General features: G+C 72.3%; 15 protein-coding genes. 3 read left to right on the forward strand and 12 right to left on the reverse strand.

The window, feature by feature from the left end; translation table 11 throughout:
* Positions 1 to 26: 26 nt before the first annotated feature.
* The 5 genes from ACIP8Z_RS07915 to ACIP8Z_RS07935 form a co-directional block, all read right to left on the reverse strand.
* Positions 27 to 1,001: an ABC transporter substrate-binding protein gene (locus ACIP8Z_RS07915; protein ID WP_402080128.1), complete on the reverse strand. Its 975-nt coding sequence runs from the start codon at positions 999 to 1,001 to the stop codon at positions 27 to 29.
* A 1-nt stretch (position 1,002) separates the two neighbouring features.
* Positions 1,003 to 2,976: an ABC transporter permease gene (locus ACIP8Z_RS07920; RefSeq protein ID WP_402080131.1), complete on the reverse strand. Its 1,974-nt coding sequence runs from the start codon at positions 2,974 to 2,976 to the stop codon at positions 1,003 to 1,005.
* A 106-nt stretch (positions 2,977 to 3,082) separates the two neighbouring features.
* A complete protein-coding gene (locus tag ACIP8Z_RS07925) occupies positions 3,083 to 4,153 on the reverse strand; it encodes a glycine betaine/L-proline ABC transporter ATP-binding protein (RefSeq protein WP_402080134.1) in 1,071 nt (356 codons plus the stop codon).
* Positions 4,150 to 5,676 (reverse strand): GMC family oxidoreductase, encoded by a 1,527-nt coding sequence (locus ACIP8Z_RS07930; protein WP_402080137.1) that lies wholly within the window; start codon positions 5,674 to 5,676, stop codon positions 4,150 to 4,152. Before ACIP8Z_RS07930 ends, ACIP8Z_RS07925 begins: the two co-directional genes overlap by 4 nt.
* A complete protein-coding gene (locus ACIP8Z_RS07935; RefSeq protein WP_402080139.1) occupies positions 5,673 to 7,181 on the reverse strand; it encodes an aldehyde dehydrogenase family protein in 1,509 nt (502 codons plus the stop codon). The genes ACIP8Z_RS07930 and ACIP8Z_RS07935 overlap by 4 nt, the downstream gene beginning before the upstream one ends.
* 267 nt (positions 7,182 to 7,448) lie before the next feature.
* Between ACIP8Z_RS07935 and ACIP8Z_RS07940 the strand changes: the two genes are divergently transcribed.
* Positions 7,449 to 7,790 (forward strand): YkvA family protein, encoded by a 342-nt coding sequence (locus ACIP8Z_RS07940; RefSeq protein WP_402080142.1) that lies wholly within the window; start codon positions 7,449 to 7,451, stop codon positions 7,788 to 7,790.
* A 126-nt stretch (positions 7,791 to 7,916) separates the two neighbouring features.
* Here ACIP8Z_RS07940 and ACIP8Z_RS07945 read toward each other — a convergent pair whose 3' ends face one another.
* Positions 7,917 to 8,585 carry a flavodoxin family protein gene (locus ACIP8Z_RS07945; RefSeq protein WP_402080144.1) on the reverse strand — a complete coding sequence of 223 codons (669 nt, stop codon included), beginning with the start codon at positions 8,583 to 8,585 and terminating at the stop codon, positions 7,917 to 7,919.
* A 71-nt stretch (positions 8,586 to 8,656) separates the two neighbouring features.
* On the opposite strand from ACIP8Z_RS07945, the gene ACIP8Z_RS07950 reads away from it, so the two are divergent.
* Both ACIP8Z_RS07950 and ACIP8Z_RS07955 read left to right on the forward strand, forming a co-directional pair.
* Positions 8,657 to 9,001 (forward strand): MerR family transcriptional regulator, encoded by a 345-nt coding sequence (locus ACIP8Z_RS07950; protein WP_402080147.1) that lies wholly within the window; start codon positions 8,657 to 8,659, stop codon positions 8,999 to 9,001.
* Positions 9,002 to 9,110: 109 nt separating this feature from the next.
* Positions 9,111 to 10,493: a glycoside hydrolase family 26 protein gene (locus tag ACIP8Z_RS07955; RefSeq protein ID WP_402080150.1), complete on the forward strand. Its 1,383-nt coding sequence runs from the start codon at positions 9,111 to 9,113 to the stop codon at positions 10,491 to 10,493.
* A gap of 72 nt (positions 10,494 to 10,565) precedes the next feature.
* Here ACIP8Z_RS07955 and ACIP8Z_RS07960 read toward each other — a convergent pair whose 3' ends face one another.
* The 6 genes from ACIP8Z_RS07960 to ACIP8Z_RS07985 form a co-directional block, all read right to left on the reverse strand.
* Positions 10,566 to 12,161, reverse strand: a complete 1,596-nt coding sequence (locus ACIP8Z_RS07960) for an alpha/beta hydrolase (protein WP_402080153.1) — start codon at positions 12,159 to 12,161, stop codon at positions 10,566 to 10,568.
* Between the two features lie 176 nt (positions 12,162 to 12,337).
* Positions 12,338 to 13,348 (reverse strand): Rieske 2Fe-2S domain-containing protein, encoded by a 1,011-nt coding sequence (locus ACIP8Z_RS07965; protein ID WP_402080155.1) that lies wholly within the window; start codon positions 13,346 to 13,348, stop codon positions 12,338 to 12,340.
* A gap of 1 nt (position 13,349) precedes the next feature.
* The gene (locus ACIP8Z_RS07970) at positions 13,350 to 13,574 is read right to left on the reverse strand and encodes a recombinase-like helix-turn-helix domain-containing protein (protein ID WP_402080157.1); all 225 of its coding nucleotides are present in this window, start codon (positions 13,572 to 13,574) and stop codon (positions 13,350 to 13,352) included.
* A gap of 27 nt (positions 13,575 to 13,601) precedes the next feature.
* A complete protein-coding gene (locus ACIP8Z_RS07975; protein ID WP_402080159.1) occupies positions 13,602 to 14,537 on the reverse strand; it encodes a PDR/VanB family oxidoreductase in 936 nt (311 codons plus the stop codon).
* 54 nt (positions 14,538 to 14,591) lie between these two features.
* Entirely contained in the window at positions 14,592 to 16,226 is a 1,635-nt protein-coding gene (locus ACIP8Z_RS07980; RefSeq protein ID WP_402080161.1) for a thiamine pyrophosphate-binding protein, read from the reverse strand.
* Between the two features lie 9 nt (positions 16,227 to 16,235).
* A complete protein-coding gene (locus tag ACIP8Z_RS07985; protein WP_402080163.1) occupies positions 16,236 to 17,024 on the reverse strand; it encodes an SDR family oxidoreductase in 789 nt (262 codons plus the stop codon).
* Positions 17,025 to 17,027: the final 3 nt, after the last annotated feature.

Genomic DNA, 17,027 nt, shown 5'->3' on the forward strand with positions numbered 1-17,027 from the left:
GCTCGCGTCCGGCCCGCCGCTCCCCGTCAGGACGGGAGCCACGTCCGCCAGGTGGCCTCGTTCTCCTTCACCCAGCGGCCCGCCGCCTCCCGCGGCGACAGCTTCTGGTCCGCGATCATCAGGGCGACGTCGTTCTGCATGTCGGTCGTCCAGCGGAACTTCTTCAGGAACGCGGCCGCGTCGCCTCCGCCGTCCGCGAAGCGGGCGTTGAGGAACTTCTGCAGGGGCGTGTGCGGGTAGGCGCAGGCCACCTTCTCCGGGTCGGCGTCACAGCCCTCCTGGTGGGCGGGCAGCTTCACCTCCGTCATCGGGACCTTCTCGAACAGCCACTGGGGCTTGTACCAGTAGCTGAGGAAGGGCTTCTTCTCCTTGGCGAACTGCTTGATCTGCGTGATCTGCGCCGCCTCCGAGCCCGCGAACACGACCTGGTAGTCGAGGTCCAGGTTGTCCACCAGCGCCTTGTCGTTCGTCACGTACGACGGGGAGCCGTCGAGGAGCTGGCCCTTGCCGCCGCTCTCCGCGGTGCGGAACTCGTCGGCGTACTTGTTCAGGTTCTTCCAGTCGGTGACGTCGGGGTGCCGTTCGGCGAAGTACGTGGGCACGAACCAGCCGATGTGGCCGGTCACCCCGAGATCGCCGCCGCGCCTGATCGTGCCCTTGTCGTCGATGTACCGCTTCTCCTGCTCCGGGTGGCCCCAGTCCTCCAGGATGGCGTCCACCCGGCCCTGGCTGAGCGCGTCCCAGGCGGGTACCTCGTCGATCTGTACGGTGTCCACCCGGTAGCCGAGCTCGTGCTCCAGGAGGTACTGCGCGACGGCGACGTTGGCCTGCGCGCCCACCCACGACTGCACGGAGAGCGTGACCGTACGGGAGCCCTTCGCGTCGGCGTACGGGGAGGACTGGCGGGTCATGTCGGCGGCGCCGCAGCCGGTGAGGCCCGCCGCCAGGGCGGCGGCGGTCACGAGTGCGGAGCCACCGAGCGCGATACGTGTACGAGCCATCTCAGGCCCCCTTTCCCGCGAGGTCACGGCGTCGCGTCGGCTGGGTGACGCGGTCGAGCGTCAGGCCGAGGCAGACGATCGCCGCGCCCGCGACCAGACCGGTGGCCAGGTCGCCCTGGGCGAGGCCGAACACCGCGTCATAGCCGAGCGCGCCGCCGCCCACGAGGCCGCCGATGACGACGACGGCGAGGACGAGCACCACGCCCTGGTTGACGGCGAGCAGCAGCGCGGGCCGGGCCAGCGGCAGTTGGACCTGGAAGAGCTGCTGACGTCCGGTCGCGCCCAGCGAGCGCGAGGACTCCATGGCGGCCGGGTCCACCCCGCGGACGCCCTGGGCCGTGATCCGTACGACCGCGGGCAGCGCGTAGACCACGGCGGCGGCGACCGCCGGGGCGCGGCCCACGCCGAAGAGGGCGACCACGGGAATCAGGTACACGAACTGCGGCATCGTCTGGAAGACGTCGAGCACCGGACGCAGCGCGCGTCCCAGGCGGGTGCTGCGGGCCGCCGCGATCCCGAGCGCGACCCCGAGCACCAGCGTCACGGCGACGGCGGCCAGGACCTGCGACAGGGTGTCGAGGGCCGGGGCCCAGACGCCGAGCACACCGATCGCCGCCATCGCGAGGACGGCGGTGACGGCGGTGCGCCAGGTGCCGATGAACAGGGCGAGGGCGCCGACCGCCAGCAGGACCGCCCACCAGGGCAGCCACTGCAGGCCGTCGCGCAGGGGGTTGAGGACCCAGGTGGTGAACCGGCCCGCCCAGTCGGCGGTGCCGCCGATCAGCGGCACTCCGGAGTAGAGGTGCGCGGTCATCCAGTCGACGGCCGTGTTGACGGGCTCGGCCAGGTCGACCGTCCACGCGTCGGGCCAGCTGAGGCGGTCGGTCAGGCGGCCCGCGACGGCGACGACGGCGGTCGCCACGAGGGCGACGGCCCAGCCGAGCCGGGACCTGGGGGCCGGCGGCGTACCGATCCGCTCGCCGGCGGCGGCGGTGACCCGGTCCAGCACGATCGCGAGCAGCACGATGGGCACGCCGGCGGCGAGCGCCGCACCGACGTCGACGGAGGCCAGGGCCTGGTAGACGCGGTCGCCGAGACCGCCCGCGCCGATGACGGAGGCGATGACGGCCATGCCGAGCGCCATCATGATCGACTGGTTGACGCCGAGCAGGAGCTCCTTGCGGGCCAGCGGCAGCCTGGCGGTCAGCAGTCGCTGGCGGCCTGTGGCGCCGAGGGACGCGGCGGCCTCCATGACGCCGGCGTCCGCGCCGCGCAGCCCGAGGGCGGTGAGCCGGGCCATGGGCGGGGCGGCGTAGACGACGGTCGCGAGGACGGCCGCGGGTACGCCGATGCCGAAGACGAGGACCACGGGCAGGAGGTACGCGAAGGCCGGCAGCACCTGCATGGTGTCGAGGACCGGCCGCAGGATCCTGTTCATCCGGTCCGACAGGCCGGCGGCCAGGCCGAGGAGACCGCCGAGCAGGACGGACGCGGCGACGGCGACGACCATCAGGGCGAGCGTCTGCATCGTGGGCACCCACATGCCGAGCAGTCCGCAGACACCGAAGGCGGCGACGGAGGTCAGCGCGAGGCGGGGGCCCGCGACCCGCCAGGCCAGCAGCCCGGCGGCGGCGGTGACGCCGGCCCAGCCGAGGGCGAGCAGCAGCAGGTACACGGCGCGGACGGACACGACCACGACGTTGCTGACGTGCCCGAGGAAGTAGAGGAACAGCGGGTGGCCGTCACGGTTGTCGATGATCCAGTCGCTGGTGCGCTCCAGCGGCCCGGACAGGTCGACGGCGAGCGACGCCGGCCAGCTGCCGCCGCCCAGGAGTACGGCTCCGAGGACGAGCGCGACGGCCGCGACGGCGCCGATCAGCCGGCCGCGGTGGCGCGCGAGCGCGCGCAGCGCACCGGGCGCGGCGTCGGAGGAGGTCGTGGGTACGGGAGGAGCGGGGGTGACGGTGGCGGTCATCGGCCCCACCGCCCGAGGGCGTCGGGGGCGGTCGCCGCGTACCGCGGGGCCCGGGGCGCGGCACCGGTCGTGCCGCCCGGCGGCGGCCAGGTCGTATGGGCGTACATCAGGCCACCGCCTTTCGCGTCGCGGCCGGGACCCCGGCGACGACACCGAGGAGTCCCGCGTGGTCGACGACGCCGAGGCAGCGGCCGTTCTCGACGATCCGGGCGTTGACGCCCGTGCGGGCGACGGCCTCGATGGCCTCGTGGACGGTGGCGCTCGGGGCGAGCGCGGGGCCGGCCTCGTGCTCGCCGGCGTGCGCGGGGCGCATCGCCGAGCGGACGGTCAGCACCTGCTCGCGCGGCACGTCCCGGACGAAGTCCCTGACGTAGTCGTCGGCGGGGGCACCCACGATCTCCTCCGGCGTACCCAGCTGCACGATCCGGCCGTCGCGCATCAGCGCGATGCGGTCGCCGAGCTTCAGCGCCTCGCTCAGGTCGTGGGTGATGAAGACCATCGTGCGGCCCTCCTCCCGGTGCAGGCGGACGACCTCCTCCTGCATGTCCCGGCGGATGAGCGGGTCGAGTGCGCTGAACGGCTCGTCGAACAGCAGGACTTCGGGGTCGACGGCGAGCGCGCGGGCCAGTCCGACCCGCTGCTGCTGGCCGCCGGACAGCTGACTCGGCCTGCGGTGCTCCATGCCGTCGAGGCCGACCTTGGTGACGAACTCGGCGGCGCGTGCGCGCCGTTCGGTGCGTCCCACGCCCTGGATCTCCAGCCCGTAGGCGACGTTGTCGAGCACGGTCCGGTGCGGGAGCAGCCCGAAGTGCTGGAAGACCATGGCCGCCCGGTGCCGGCGCAGCTCGCGGAGCCGGCCGGTGTCCATGGCCAGCACGTCCTCGCCGTCGATGGAGAGGGTGCCCGAGGTCGGTTCGATGAGTCGGGTGAGGCAGCGGACGAGCGTCGACTTGCCCGAGCCGGAGAGGCCCATGACGACGAAGACCTCACCCTTGCGGACGTCGAAGGAGACGTCGCGGACGGCGGCGGTGCAGCCGGTGCGTTCGCGCAGCTCCGTGGCGTCGAGGGAGGCGAGCTCCTGGTCCGCGGGCACGCGGTCGGCCTTCGGACCGAAGACCTTCCACAGCTCGCGTACGGAGAAGACGGGTTCGGTGGTGTCCCGCGTCGGGTCGTTCATCGTCGGGTGCCTCCCAGCAGGTCCGCGCATTTCTCGCCGACCATGAGGACGCCGATCATCGGGTTGACGGCGGTCATGGTCGGGAAGACGGACGCGTCGGCGATCCGGATGCCGTCGAGGCCCCGGATTCTCAGATCGGGTGCGACGACGGCGAGTTCGTCGTCCGGAGAGCCCATCCGGCAGGTGCCGGCCGGGTGGTAGACGGTGTGGGCGACATGGCGGGCGTACGCGCTGAGCTCCTCGTCGGAGGTGACCTCGGGGCCCGGGCACACCTCACGCTTCAGCCATCCGGCCAGTGGTTCGCTCGCCGCGATCTGACGGGCGATACGGATCCCGTCGACGAGCGTCCGGCCGTCGTAGTCGTCCTCGTCGGTGAAGTACCGGAAGTCGAGCGCGGGCTTGACCTCGGGGTCGGCGCTCGTGAGGTAGAGCCGGCCGCGGCTGCGCGGCTTGGGGATGTTCGGGGTCATGGACACGCCGTGCGGGGGCCGTTCGTAGCCGATCCGCTCGGGGTTGTCGGTGAAGGGGATCTGGTAGAAGTGGAACATCAGGTCCGGCCCCTCGGACTCCGGGTCGCGGCGGACGAAGAGCCCGGCGTCGGAGTCCATCGCGGAGTTCTCCGGGATGGGACCGTGCGTCTCCCACACGATGACCGACTCGGGGTGGTCGAGGAGGTTCTCCCCCACACCGGGCAGGTCGTGCACGACGGGGATGCCGAGCTTCTCCAGGTCCGCGCGCGGTCCGATGCCGGAGTGCAGCAGCAGGCGCGGGGTGTCCACGGCCCCTGCGCAGACCAGTACCTCGCGCCGGGCGCGTACGACGTGCTCCTCGCCCTCCTTGGTGCGGATGTGCACGCCGGTGGCGCGGGTGCCTTCGAGTTCGAGGCGGAACGCCCAGGTCTCCAGGGCGAGGTGCAGGTTCGGCCGGTCGAGGAACGGGTGCAGATAGGCGACCGACGCGGAGGACCGCTTGTTGTTCTCGGGGTGGTAGGCGAGGTCGAAGAAGCCGACGCCCTCGTGGAAGGGCTGCCGGTTGAAGCCCTCGACGCGCGGCACGCCGAGCGCGGTCTGCGCCGCGTCGACGAAGTCCCGGGCTATCGCGTTCCGGTCGGCCTCGTCGACGGGGACGATGTTGTTGCGCAGCCGGGCGAAGTACGGATCCATCGCCGCCGCGTCCCAGCCTTCGGCGCCGGCCTCGGCCCACTCGTCCCAGTCGGAGGGCAGGGGCTTGAAGGCGATGAGGGTGTTGTGCGAGGAGCAGCCGCCGAGGACCCGCGCGCGGCTGTGGCGGATGTACGAGTTGCCGCGCGGCTGTTCGGTGGTGGGGTAGTCGTAGTCCAGCTCGCCGCCGAGCAGGCCCATCCAGCGGCGCAGGGTGAGGACGTCGTCGCGGCCGACGTCGCTGGGGCCGCCCTCGATGACGGCGACGGTGACGTCCGGGTTCTCGGTCAGCCGGGAGGCGATCACCGAACCGGCGGTGCCGCCGCCGACGACGACGTAGTCGTAGACGTGCTGGTCGTTCATGCCTGGTCCTTCGCCTTCGTGCCCGCGAACCAGCGCACGGGGCGTGGAGCGAGGTTCTGGTAGATGTGCTTGGCCTCGCGGTATTCGGCGAGGCCGCTGGGGCCCAGTTCGCGGCCGATGCCGGACTTCCCGAAGCCGCCCCATTCCGCCTGGGGCAGGTAGGGGTGGAAGTCGTTGATCCAGACGGTGCCGTGGCGCAGCCGGGCCGCGACCCGCCGGGCGCGGTTCTCGTCGGAGGTCCACACCGCTCCGGCGAGGCCGTACTCGGTGTCGTTGGCGAGGGCGACGGCCTCGTCCTCGGTGCGGAAGGTCTCCACGGTGAGGACGGGGCCGAAGATCTCCTCGCGGACGACGCGCATGCGGCGGTGGCACCGGTCGAGGACGGTGGGCCGGTAGAAGTAGCCGGGGCCGGCGGGGCGCTCGCCGCCCGCGCGCAGGACCGCGCCCTCGCCGAGGGCGGAGGCCACGTACTCCTCGGTCCTCGCCACCTGGGCGGCGGATACCAGCGGGCCGCACTCGACGCCCTCGTCGGTGCCGCGGCCGAGCCGGATGAGTTCGGCCCGGCGGGCGAGCTCGGCGACGAAGCGCTGGCGCAGCGGCTCCTCGATGATGAGGCGGGAGCCGGCGGAGCAGACCTGGCCGCTGTGGATGAAGGCGGCGTTGAGTGCCTGGTCGACGGCGGTGTCGAAGTCCTCGGGTGTGGTGCAGGCGTCGGCGAACACGACGTTGGGGTTCTTGCCGCCCAGTTCGAGGGCGACCTTCTTCACGCTGTCGGCGGCGGCCTTGGCGACCTTCGTTCCGCTGACGAGCCCGCCGGTGAACGAGACCAGGTCGACGTCGGGGTGCTCGGCGAGCCGGGCGCCGACGGTGTGGCCGGGGCCGGTGACGATGTTGGCCGCGCCGAGCGGCAGCCCGGCCTCCAGGAGCAGTTCGACCAGCACGACGGTGCTCAGCGGGGTGATCTCGCTGGGCTTGATCACGAACGTGTTGCCGGCGGCGAGAGCGGGGGCGATCTTCCAGCTGGCCTGGAGCAGCGGGTAGTTCCACGGCGTGATCAGGGCGCACACCCCGACGGGCTCGTGCACGACGACGCTGCGGATGTCGGCCGAGCCGGCGTCGACGATCCGGCCGCCGTCCTCCTTCTCGACGAGGTCGGCGAAGTAGAGGAAGGCGTCGCGGACGCAGTCGACGTCGACGCGGCCCTCCTCGAGGGTCTTGCCCGCGTCCTGGCTCTCCAGGGCGCCGATCCGCTCGCGGTCGCGCTCCAGGAGGTCGGCGACCCGCCGCAGCAGGGCGGCGCGATCCGCGACCGGCGTACGCGGCCAGGAACCGTCGTCGAACGCGGCTCGTGCCGCGGCCACGGCGTCGTCGGTGTCCAGGACACCGCCCTCCGCCACGACCGCGAAGGCGGTCTCGTCGACGGGGTCGATGATCTCGCGCGTGGCCCCGGTCAGGGCCGCGCGCCACTCTCCGCCCACATGGATGGTCTGTTGTGCTGCCGTCACGTCGGGTATGGCCTTTCGTTCCTCTGAGTCCCCCTGCCGGTGTCACCGGCGGTTCGGCCGCCTGCCCTGGCTTCCCGAGTCCATGCGCGAAGCGCTGCGGAGAGTGTTCTGAGTCACGCTTCAAGTAGGCCTAAACAGGGCATATCGCAAGGTGGCCGATACCTCGGGCGGGCGCGGCCGACGACGCCGGACACCGGGTCCGACGTCGTACCCTGACAATCCGCGCACATCGGCGCGGCCGGGACCTCACGGAGGAAGGAGAGCGGCGTGGACGGCAACCTCTGGCTCGTCGTGGCCCTGGTTCTTCTGCTCGCGGTGGCGGGATGCGCCGCCGTTCTGCTCGTCCGTGTCCTCCGGACCCGGCGGCTGCTCGTGGACGCCGGTGTGCCGCTGCAGTCCAAGGCCCTGTTCTGGGCGGCGGTGGTCTACACGGTCTCGCCGGTCGACCTGATCCCGGACCCCGTCTACCTGGACGACATCGGCGTCCTCCTGATCGCCCTGCGGGCGCTGCACGCGGCGGTCGCCAGGAGCGGGGCGGACTCCGAGGGCCTGCCCGCGGGCCCGGACGCCCCGCTCACCGGCCCGGGCAAGGTGCCGCCGCGCCGTTGAGGACCGCAGAGAGGCGCCTGACCTGGGCTTTCGCCCGTCAGGCGCCTCTCGGCCGGCTCGTTCGTCACACGGCGCGTCCGCCGTGTCCGGATGCGTCAGTCCCTCCGCTCCGTCGCCTGCGCGCGGTCAGGCCGTCACGCCGACGGTCTCCGCCGCTCGCTCCTCACGCCCCTCGCCCTGCTCCTGCCGCTCCTGCCGCTCCTGCGGGAACAGCGCCAGGGGGGTCTCCCTCTCGAAGTAGGTCTTCGCTCTGGTCAGCGCCTGCTCGTCGCCGCGCACCTGGCCCGGCCGGGAGCCGTTGCCGAGGAGGACTCCGCCGAAGCGCATCCGGAGATACGCCGCCGTGTTGTTGAGGGTGGTGGCCATTCCGTCGGCGACGGCCTCGTCCTCATCCGCCATGGCCGCCACCGCCCACAGGGTCCGTCCCGCCATCCGCTTCTTGAATTCCAGGCCGGGGACGCCGAGCCAGCCCGACCAGTAGTCGAGGTAGCGCTTGGTCTGGGCGGAGAGGGTGTACCAGTACAGCGGTGAGGCGATCACGATGTCGGTGGCCTCCAGGGTGGCCTCCCGCAGTGTCCGCTCCGCCTCCGAGACCGGCCAGTCGCCCTCCTCGTGGCGTCCGTCCTGGAAGTCCGGCAGCGGCAGCCTGTTCAGGTCGATCCATCGCTGCGGGATGTCGGCGGACAGCGCGTCGGCGGCGGCCCTGGCGAGTATCTCGGTGTTGCCGTCGGCACGCGAGCTGCCCAGCACGAACAGGAAGGAACGGTCCGCGGGACGCGGGGAATGATTCGTCATGGCTCGACGCTAACCGTTGACATTGATGTCAAGGTCAATCGATCCCGGACGGGGCGGAAGGCGGAGCACGCATGCTGATCGGGGAGTTGTCCCGGCGCACCGGGGTGAGCACCCGGCTGCTGCGCTACTACGAGGCGCAGGGGCTGCTGGAGGCGCGGCGCGGCCCGAACGGCTATCGGGCGTACGACGAGGACGCGGTGACCACCGTCCGCAAGGTCCGCGCCCTGCTGGCCGCCGGGCTGCCCACCGAGGTGATCCGGGTCGTCCTGCCGTGCACCGGCGAGGACGGGACGGCCTTCGACTGGTGCGCCGACATCCGGGATCTGATGCTCCGTGAACTGGCGGCCACCGACGCCCGTATCGACGACCTGCACCGCCGTCGTACCACTCTCGCCGGCTACCTGGCCGGCTCGTGACCGCACGCCGGGTCAGGCGGGGCGAGCCGGGCCGACGCGCCCTCAGGCCCGGTCGGGACGCTGGATAGCATCAGCGACCCGACGTTTCTTCTGTCCCGGAGGACCAGGTATGCGCAGGCGTACGTTCGTCACCGCTCTCGGCGCCGCGGTCGCTGCCGGCGGGCTGCCGGTCGTCACCGCGGGAAGCGCGGCCGCCGCGCCGCTCATCTCGCCCACGCTGACGAGCCGGGACCCGGCCGCGTCGCCCAACGCCCGTGCGGTGTACGCGCATCTGGTGAACCGGGAGAACGACGCCCGCTCCGGGAACCGCCCGATGACGGTGATCGGCCAGCACATCGAGGGCCAGCAGGAGCTGTACAACGCCTCCTACGGAGACGCGGGCGGCACCACGCACGTCGGCTACTACTACAAGAAGGCCCGGGACATCACCGGCAAGCTCCCCGGCTTCCTGGAGATCGACCTCGGGCCGGGTTACGGCGCGTCCGACGGCTGGGGGGCGTACGGGGACCGCTCGTACAACCGGCCGCTGGGGCTGCCGACGGGCCGGCGCCAGTGGCAGTACGCGGACGACGCCGTGGACGTCGCGACGGGTGTGTGGAAGGGGCTGCCGCGCGCGGCGGACGGCACGTACAACCCGGCGGGTGTCATGGTCCGTTCCGACGGCGGCAGCGCGACCCTCGCGAACGGCGGGGCGGCGGCGGGGATCGTCGGGATGAGCTTCCACCAGCCCTACCCCGGCTCGCCGTTGAAGGACTGGAGCCGAGTGCTGACCCAGGTCCGGGGTGAGCACCCGGGCGGCAGCGCGGGCAATCCCGTCGCGACGCTCACGACCGACCAGGCGTGGTTCGACCGGGTCGTCGACTGGGAGTCGGACACACCCGAGTACCGGGCGCTCCTGACGGACCTCGGCTACCTCGCCGCCTCCTTGTCGTACTTCGCCGCGTACGACATCCCCGTCCTGCTGCGGCCGTACCACGAGATGAACGGCGGCTGGTTCTGGTGGGGAGGCAGGACCCCGGCCGGCTACAAGAAGCTGTGGCGGATCACGTACGACTACCTCGTGAAGACGAAGGGCCTGCACAACCTGATCTTCGTCTGGTCGCCGAACGCCTGGCACCCGCAGGGCGACGACGTGCCGTGGAACTACTACCCGGGGGGCGATGTGGTGGACGTGGTCGGCGTCGACGACTACGACCCCTGTTCCGCCGCCTCGGACCTCACGCACACGTACTACACGGGGCTCGTCGACTACGCGAAGCCGCGGATGCTCGCGGAGACGTGGAACATGCCGATCACGGCCTCGGGCCGCAACGCGCTGACCCGCAGCCCGTGGGTGATCTGGAACATCTGGGGCTCCGGCACGACCAGGACGGACATCAACAGCAACGCCGACGTGAAGGCGACGTACTACGCCTCCGGCCAGGTCGTCACGGGCGGTTCGGGGACCGGTCTCGGCCAGAACTTCGACTGGGGGTCGCTCCACGCCCACTGAGGGACCGCCGGACGCCGGGACCGGGGCCTTCGTGGCGCGAGGGCCCCGGTCACAGGCCGTTCGTGGGGTCGGTCAGGAGCGGTGCATGCCCGGGAGGCCCGGCGGCGTCGGCAGCGGGAGGTCGAGACGGTTCTGCGCCTGGGCCGGTGTGGCCCGGCACGTCATGTCCGCGGCGGGCAGCCGGCCCGTCGTCAGGTAGGCGGTGGCGGTCGTGTCGGCGCAGGACTTGGAGCCGTAGACGCCGTGGCCCTGGCCGCCGAGGACGGTGACCATCCGGGCGCCCTTCATGGTGCGGCGCAGCCCCTGTCCGCTGACCAGCGGCGTCTGGGAGTCCCACTCGTTCTGGAGGATGAGCGCTCCGACGGAGTTGTTCACCTTCGTGGCGGGCTCGGACCCGTTCTTCCAGAACGCGCACGGCTTGATGTTCGAAGCGAAGTCGCCGTACAGCGGGTACCGGGCCTTGTCGCGGATCGCGTCGCGGCGGTACTGCTCCGGGTCGTGCGGCCACGCGCGGGTGTCGGCGCACGCCACGGCCCAGAAGGCCGCGTCCGAGTTGTCCGGGGGGACGGCGCGGGCGAACGACGGCGGTACGTGACGAGGCGCGGTGTCGCGCCTCGACGGCGCCGGGGCGGTGGTCCCCTCGGCGGCCTTCCTGAGCTCGACGATCGCCTCGGCGGCGCCCTTCACGTCGAAGAACATGGCCCGGCCGGCGCGGATGTCGTCGCCGGTCAGGAGGGTGCCCTGGACGTCGATCGGCTCACGGTCCGCCCGGGCGACCAGGTCCCAGTAGGTCTTCCCGACCACGGCCGGGGTGTCGCCGAGCCCGTACGTCGTGTGCCGCTCGGCGGTCCACTCGGTCCAGCGCTTGAACGCGGGCTCCGCGCCCTCCGCCCACACCTGGATCATGCCGCGCCAGATCCCCTGCGGGTCGACCGCGCTGTCGAGCAGGAACCGGTCGGTCCGCTTCGGGAACATCTGCGTGTAGACGGCGCCCAGGTAGGTGCCGTAGGAGTAGCCCAGGTACGAGATCTTCTTCTCGCCGAGCGCGGCGCGGATGACGTCCATGTCCCGTGCGGTGTTGCGGGTGGTGAGGTGGGGCAGGACGTCACCGCCCTTCGCACGGCACTTCTCGGCGACGGTCCGCGCCCACCGGACGTCCTTGCCGAACGTCGCGGCCTTGTACGGGCGCTGCCAGTTCAGCTCCTCCTCGTTCAGGCCGCAGCTCACGGGCGAGCTCTGGCCGACGCCGCGGGGGTCGAAGCCGATGAGGTCGTACTGCTCCTTCACGGCGGTCGGCAGCTCCGGTGCCAGCCACAGGGGCATGTCGAGGCCGGGGCCGCCGGGGCCGCCGGGGTTGAGCAGCAGGACTCCCCGCCGCTTCTGGGGGCTGGTCGCCTTGACCCGGGACACGACGACATCGAGCTTCCTGCCGTCCGGCCGGGTGTAGTCGAGCGGCACCTTGAGCGTCGCGCACTGGTAGTTCGCCGGCGCCTCGGCCTCGCAGCGCTTCCAGCGCGGGGTCTGCTGGGTGTACTGCTTCAGGGGATCGGCGGTGACCGTCCGCCGGGTGACCGGTTCGGCCGCGGAGGCGACGGCGGGTGTGAGAGCGGGCACGAGGGCCGCGACCGCGCTGAGGGCCACGAGGGGTGCTATGCGGGTGCTTCGCACAGAGTCAGTCCTTGCGGGAGGTGGATGATGCGTCTCATGCACCCTTGCTCAACGGGCAGTTGTGCGAATCACTCCCCCGGCCACCACCGCGTCCGACCACAGGAGGAGGGCGCCCCGGGGAATGGTTCCCGAGGCGGAGAACGCGACCCGCGGTTTTCACGTCCGCCTCCATGCCGTCAGGCCGACGTCTGCGCCTCGGCCTCCGCGCGGTACAGGCGGCGGAGCCGTACCACTCCCAGGTCGTGCTGGTACAGGTTCTCGCGCTGGTCGGCGTCGGCGGGCATGGCCTCCAGCATCACGCGGTCCTGCTCCAGGACCTCCCAGTGGCGCTGCTCGATCAGCGTCCTGTACAGGAAGCGCCAGGTCGCGCGCTGCCAGTCCTCGACGCGGCGGTAGCGCCAGAAGAAGACGCCGGAGCGCCGCTCGTCGACGGGGCAGACCATGCCCACGATGCCGAACGGTCCGCCCGGGCCGGCGGACGGCGGGTACGGGATGGACAGGTCGACCCAGTCGACGCCGGTGCGGCACAGTTCGACCCAGTCGAAGTTGACGCCCCGCTGGTCGGTCTTCTCGAAGAAGTAGCCGCGGTCGGTCTCGCGGATGCGGAACTTGGCGGTCGTGTCGCCGGCGAACATGGTGTGCGACTCGTGGTGCAGGAAGGCGCCGTGCATCGGGTCGAGCAGGTTCTCCACGGCGTACCGCCAGGGCACGTCCCACTCGGCGTAGCAGAGGAACGCGTCGACGGCGGGGTCCGTCAGCGGTTCGGGGAGCGTCAGCGCGGCCGGCTCGGGGTGCTCCTCGTCGCCGAACCAGGCGAGGATCGCGCCGCCGACCTCGCGTACGGGCAGCGAGGTGACCAGCTTCTTGCCCTCCAGGTTGCAGCCGGGCAGGCCCGGCACCGAGGTGACCGTGCCGTCGGCGCCGACCTCGACGCCGTGGTACCAGCAGGCGACCCGGTCGCCGAGGTGCTTGCCCAGCGACAGGGGCGCGCCGCGGTGCGGGCAGCGGTCGGCGAGCATGGAGAGCGCTCCGTCGGAGCGCCGGAAGAGCAGCCACTGCTCGCCGAGGGCGGTCACCTTGCGCATGGCGCCGGGGGCGACGAAGCGCGAGGGGACGACGGGGTGCCACTGGTTGCGCAGACCGGTGGCGTAGATGCGGTCCGCGGTGGTGGTGGACGACAGCGTCATGTCAGGCTCCCAGTCGGTTCATCTCGGCGCGGAAGGACTCCTCGGTCCACGGCGTGCTGTCGGCGGTGTGCACCTTGCGGGCGTTGAGCCCGCGGACCACGTCGGTCAGTTCGTGGCCCTCGTGGGTGAAGACCTCTTCGAGGGTGGCGGCGAGCCTGTACTCGTACGGCGTGGGCTCGTGCGTACGGGACTGGTGGACGTCCAGGTACGGCCAGGTGTCGGTCACGGTCTCTCCTGAGCGGATGGGGAAGGGTCAGAGGTCGAGGACGAGCCGGCCGGAGGCGCACCGTGAGACGCAGATCATCATGGTGGCGCCGGCGGTCCGCTCCGCCTCGCTGAGCAGGAAGTCGCGGTGGTCGGGCGTGCCGTCGAGCACCCTGGTCTCGCAGGAGCCGCAGATGCCGTCGCGGCACGAGCTGTCGACGTCGATCCCGGCGTTCTCGACGGCGTCGAGGACCGAGGTGTGCGCGTCGACCCGGAGGGTGAGGCCCGAGGCGCGGCACTCGACCTCGAACTCCTCGTCGTCTCCGGTGCGTTCCACGGTGGGGGCGGCGAACCGTTCGAGCCGGAGGCGGCCCTCCGGGCAGCGCTGCTCCACGGCGGCGAGGAGGGGTTCGGGGCCGCACGAGTAGACGAGCGCGCCGTCGGGCAGGCCGCCCAGCACCGCGTCCAGGTCGATGTAGCCCAGCTCGTCCTGCGGGACGAGCGTCATCTCGCCTGCGAGCAGGGCGAGTTCGGCGGTGAAGGCCATCGAGGTGCGGCTGCGGCCGCCGTAGACCATGCGCCACTCGGCGCCCCGGCGGGCGGCCTCGCGGGCCATCGCGAGCAGGGGGGTGATGCCGATGCCGCCGGCGACGAAGACGTAGGAGGCGGCGTCCTCCAGGGCGAAGTGGTTGCGCGGTGCGGAGACCGTCACGGACTGGCCGGGGCGCAGCTGGGTGTGGACGAAGCGCGAACCTCCGCGCGAGGAAGGCTCGTTGAGGACGCCGATTCGGTACGCGTTCTGGTCCTGCGGGTCGCCGCACAGGCTGTACTGGCGGATCAGGCCGCCGATGTGCACGTCGATGTGGGCGCCGGGCGTCCAGGCGGGCAGGGGTTTGCCGTCGGGGTGGGTGAGCTCGACGGACAGTACGCCCTCGGCCTCCCATGTCATGCGGTGGACGATCAGCTGCAGCGGGTTCTCGCTCATGGCCTGGTGCCTCCTTACCGGCGATCGGGCAGTGCGGGTGCGGGACGGGCCGGACTAGCGGCCCGGGATCCGTACGGGTGGGGTGAACGGGTTCTTCATCGGGCCCAGCGCCGTGAGGTCGACCTCGACGAGCGTCGGCCCGTCCGAGGCGACGGCCTCGGCGAGGACCGGCTCGGCGTGTTCCTCGGCGGCGATCCGCAGGTACGGCAGCCCGCAGGCGCGGGCGAGGAGTGCGAAGTCGGGTGTGACGAGGTCGACGCCGGAGCGGCGCTCGCTGTGGCGGTCCTGCATGTTGCGCAGCACGCCGTATCCGCCGTCGTTGAAGACGATCAGGGTGAGGCGGGGCCGTTCCTGGGCGAGGGTGAGCAGTTCGCCGAGGTGGACGGTGAGTCCGCCGTCGCCGGCGAGGACGACGGTGGGCGCGTCGGGCCGTCCGAGGGCCGCGCCGATGCCCATGCCGAGGCCCTGGCCGATGCCGCCGCCGCGCGGGAAGACGTTGTCCCGCGGGTCGTACATCGCGAGGAGGCGGTTGCCCCAGCTGCTGGAGGGGATGGTCACGTCACGGGCGACGACGGCTTCGCGGGGCAGCGCGGCGCGGAGGGCGTCGCAGATCGCGGCCTGCGGTCCGATGCTGTCGTGCAGGGCCGCCCGTACGTCGTCGCGGACGGCGCGGACGCGTTCCCGCCAGCCCTCCTCGGCGGGCGTGGCGTGCCGGGCCAGGGCCGTGAGGGTGGCTGCGGCGTCGCCGTGCAGCGGGTGGGCGACGGGGTAGACCCGGCCGAGCGCCGCCGCGTCGAGGTCGATCTGGATGTGCGCCGGGGGCAGTTCGAGGGTGTAGTCGGCGGTCTCGTTGGAGCGGAAGTGGGTGCCGATGGTGACGAGCACGTCCGCGTCGGCGAGGAGGGCGCGGGCGGCGGGGGTGGTGGCGAAGTTGCCGATGACCTGCGCGTGGTCCTCGGGCACCGTGCCGCGGCCGGAGTTGGAGGTGAGCAGGCCCGCTCCGGTCGTCTCCAGGAGCCGGGACAGTTCCTCACGGGCTCCGGTCGCGCCGCCGCCGGCCCAGACGAGGGGGCGGCGTGCGGTGGCCAGGAGTGCGCCGGCGGCGACGAGTTCGCCGTCCGTGGGGACCGGTGCCGCGGGGTGCTCGGGGACGACATGGACGTCGGTCTGGGGCGCGTACTGGAGGTCGATGGGCCATTCCACGCTCGCCGGTCCGCCGGTGCCGCCGGGTCCGCCGAGCGCGGCCCGCGCCGCCTCGCGCAGGATGCGGCCCGCCGTCGTGGTGTCCGGCACCGTCGCGGCGTATGCCGACACGGCGGTGAGCATGCCGAGTTGGTCCTTGGTCTCGTGGATGAACCCCCGTCCGCCGCCGAGGAACTCGCTCTCGATCTGGCCGGTGACGTGCAGGACGGAGCTGCCGGCGCTCAGCGACTCGATCAGCGATCCGGCGGCGTTGCCGGCGCCGGTTCCGGTGGAGGTCAGGGCGCAGCCGAGGGAGCCGCGGGCCCGTCCGTAGGCGTCGGCGGCGTTCACGGCCGATGCCTCGTGGCGGACGGGGACGAAGCGGAGTTCGCGGTCGACGGCCTCGACGAGCGGCAGGTTGTGCACGCTGACGATGCCGAAGACGGTGTCGATGCCGAGTTCGCGCAGGACGGTGACGAGGAGATCGCCTCCGTTGTCGTGACGCATGGTGTCTCCTCAGAGAATGGAGCGGCCGACGCCGCCGCAGACGTCGACGCTGGTGCCGGTGATGTACGAGGCGCGGGGCGAGAGCAGGGTGACGACCGCGTACGCGACCTCTTCGGCCCGGCCGAGCCGGCCGAGGGCGACGCCCCGGTCGGCGGCCAGTTCCGCCTGCCAGTCCTCGTAGCGCGTGCCGGTGCCGGCCGCGGCGTGGCGGCGGGTCCACTGGCCGGTGTCGATGAGCCCGAGGCACACGGAGTTGACCCGGATGCCGTCGGCGGCGAGTTCGGCCGACAGGGACTTGGAGAGGTTGAGGATGCCGGCGCGGGCGGCGCTGGTGGTGATCAGGCGGGGCTCGGGCTGTTTGGCGAGGACCGCGTTGATGTTGACGATGCTCGCCGCTCCGGAGCGGGCGAGGAACGGGCGCGCGGCGCGCAGGGGGTTGAGCACCCCGGCGAACTTGAGCTCCAGTTCGTCGCGCCAGTCCTCGGCCGTGGAGTCGTCGAGGCCCTTCATACGGGACTGTCCGGCGTTGTTGACGAGTCCGTCGACGCCACCGAACGTGTCGGCGGCGGCGCGGACGAAGCGGTCCACGGCGTCGGCGTCCCGGACGTCGCAGACGCCGGTGAGCAGGCGGTCGCGTCCGGCGCCGAGCCCGGCGGCCGCCTGGGCGAGGCGGTCGGCGTCACGGCCGCAGGTGGCGACACGGGCGCCCTCGTCGAGCAGGGCGCGGACCGTGGCCAGGCCGACGCCCGAGCTGCCGCCGGTGACCACGATGGTGCGGTCGGCGAGGCCCAGATCCATAAC

This window comes from Streptomyces sp. NPDC088553 (assembly GCF_044752965.1).
Taxonomy (GTDB): domain Bacteria; phylum Actinomycetota; class Actinomycetes; order Streptomycetales; family Streptomycetaceae; genus Streptomyces.

What these genes read in the sequence shown, in the direction of transcription:
- ACIP8Z_RS07915 (WP_402080128.1), bottom strand. Translation starts at nt 1,001, where the DNA reads ATGGCTCGTACACGTATCGCGCTCGGTGGCTCCGCACTCGTGACCGCC.
- ACIP8Z_RS07985 (WP_402080163.1), bottom strand. Translation starts at nt 17,024, where the DNA reads ATGGATCTGGGCCTCGCCGACCGCACCATCGTGGTCACCGGCGGCAGC.
- ACIP8Z_RS07980 (WP_402080161.1), bottom strand. Translation starts at nt 16,226, where the DNA reads ATGCGTCACGACAACGGAGGCGATCTCCTCGTCACCGTCCTGCGCGAA.
- ACIP8Z_RS07945 (WP_402080144.1), bottom strand. Translation starts at nt 8,585, where the DNA reads ATGACGAATCATTCCCCGCGTCCCGCGGACCGTTCCTTCCTGTTCGTG.
- ACIP8Z_RS07955 (WP_402080150.1), top strand. Translation starts at nt 9,111, where the DNA reads ATGCGCAGGCGTACGTTCGTCACCGCTCTCGGCGCCGCGGTCGCTGCC.
- ACIP8Z_RS07925 (WP_402080134.1), bottom strand. Translation starts at nt 4,153, where the DNA reads ATGAACGACCCGACGCGGGACACCACCGAACCCGTCTTCTCCGTACGC.
- ACIP8Z_RS07950 (WP_402080147.1), top strand. Translation starts at nt 8,657, where the DNA reads ATGCTGATCGGGGAGTTGTCCCGGCGCACCGGGGTGAGCACCCGGCTG.
- ACIP8Z_RS07975 (WP_402080159.1), bottom strand. Translation starts at nt 14,537, where the DNA reads ATGAGCGAGAACCCGCTGCAGCTGATCGTCCACCGCATGACATGGGAG.
- ACIP8Z_RS07920 (WP_402080131.1), bottom strand. Translation starts at nt 2,976, where the DNA reads ATGACCGCCACCGTCACCCCCGCTCCTCCCGTACCCACGACCTCCTCC.
- ACIP8Z_RS07965 (WP_402080155.1), bottom strand. Translation starts at nt 13,348, where the DNA reads ATGACGCTGTCGTCCACCACCACCGCGGACCGCATCTACGCCACCGGT.
- ACIP8Z_RS07930 (WP_402080137.1), bottom strand. Translation starts at nt 5,676, where the DNA reads ATGAACGACCAGCACGTCTACGACTACGTCGTCGTCGGCGGCGGCACC.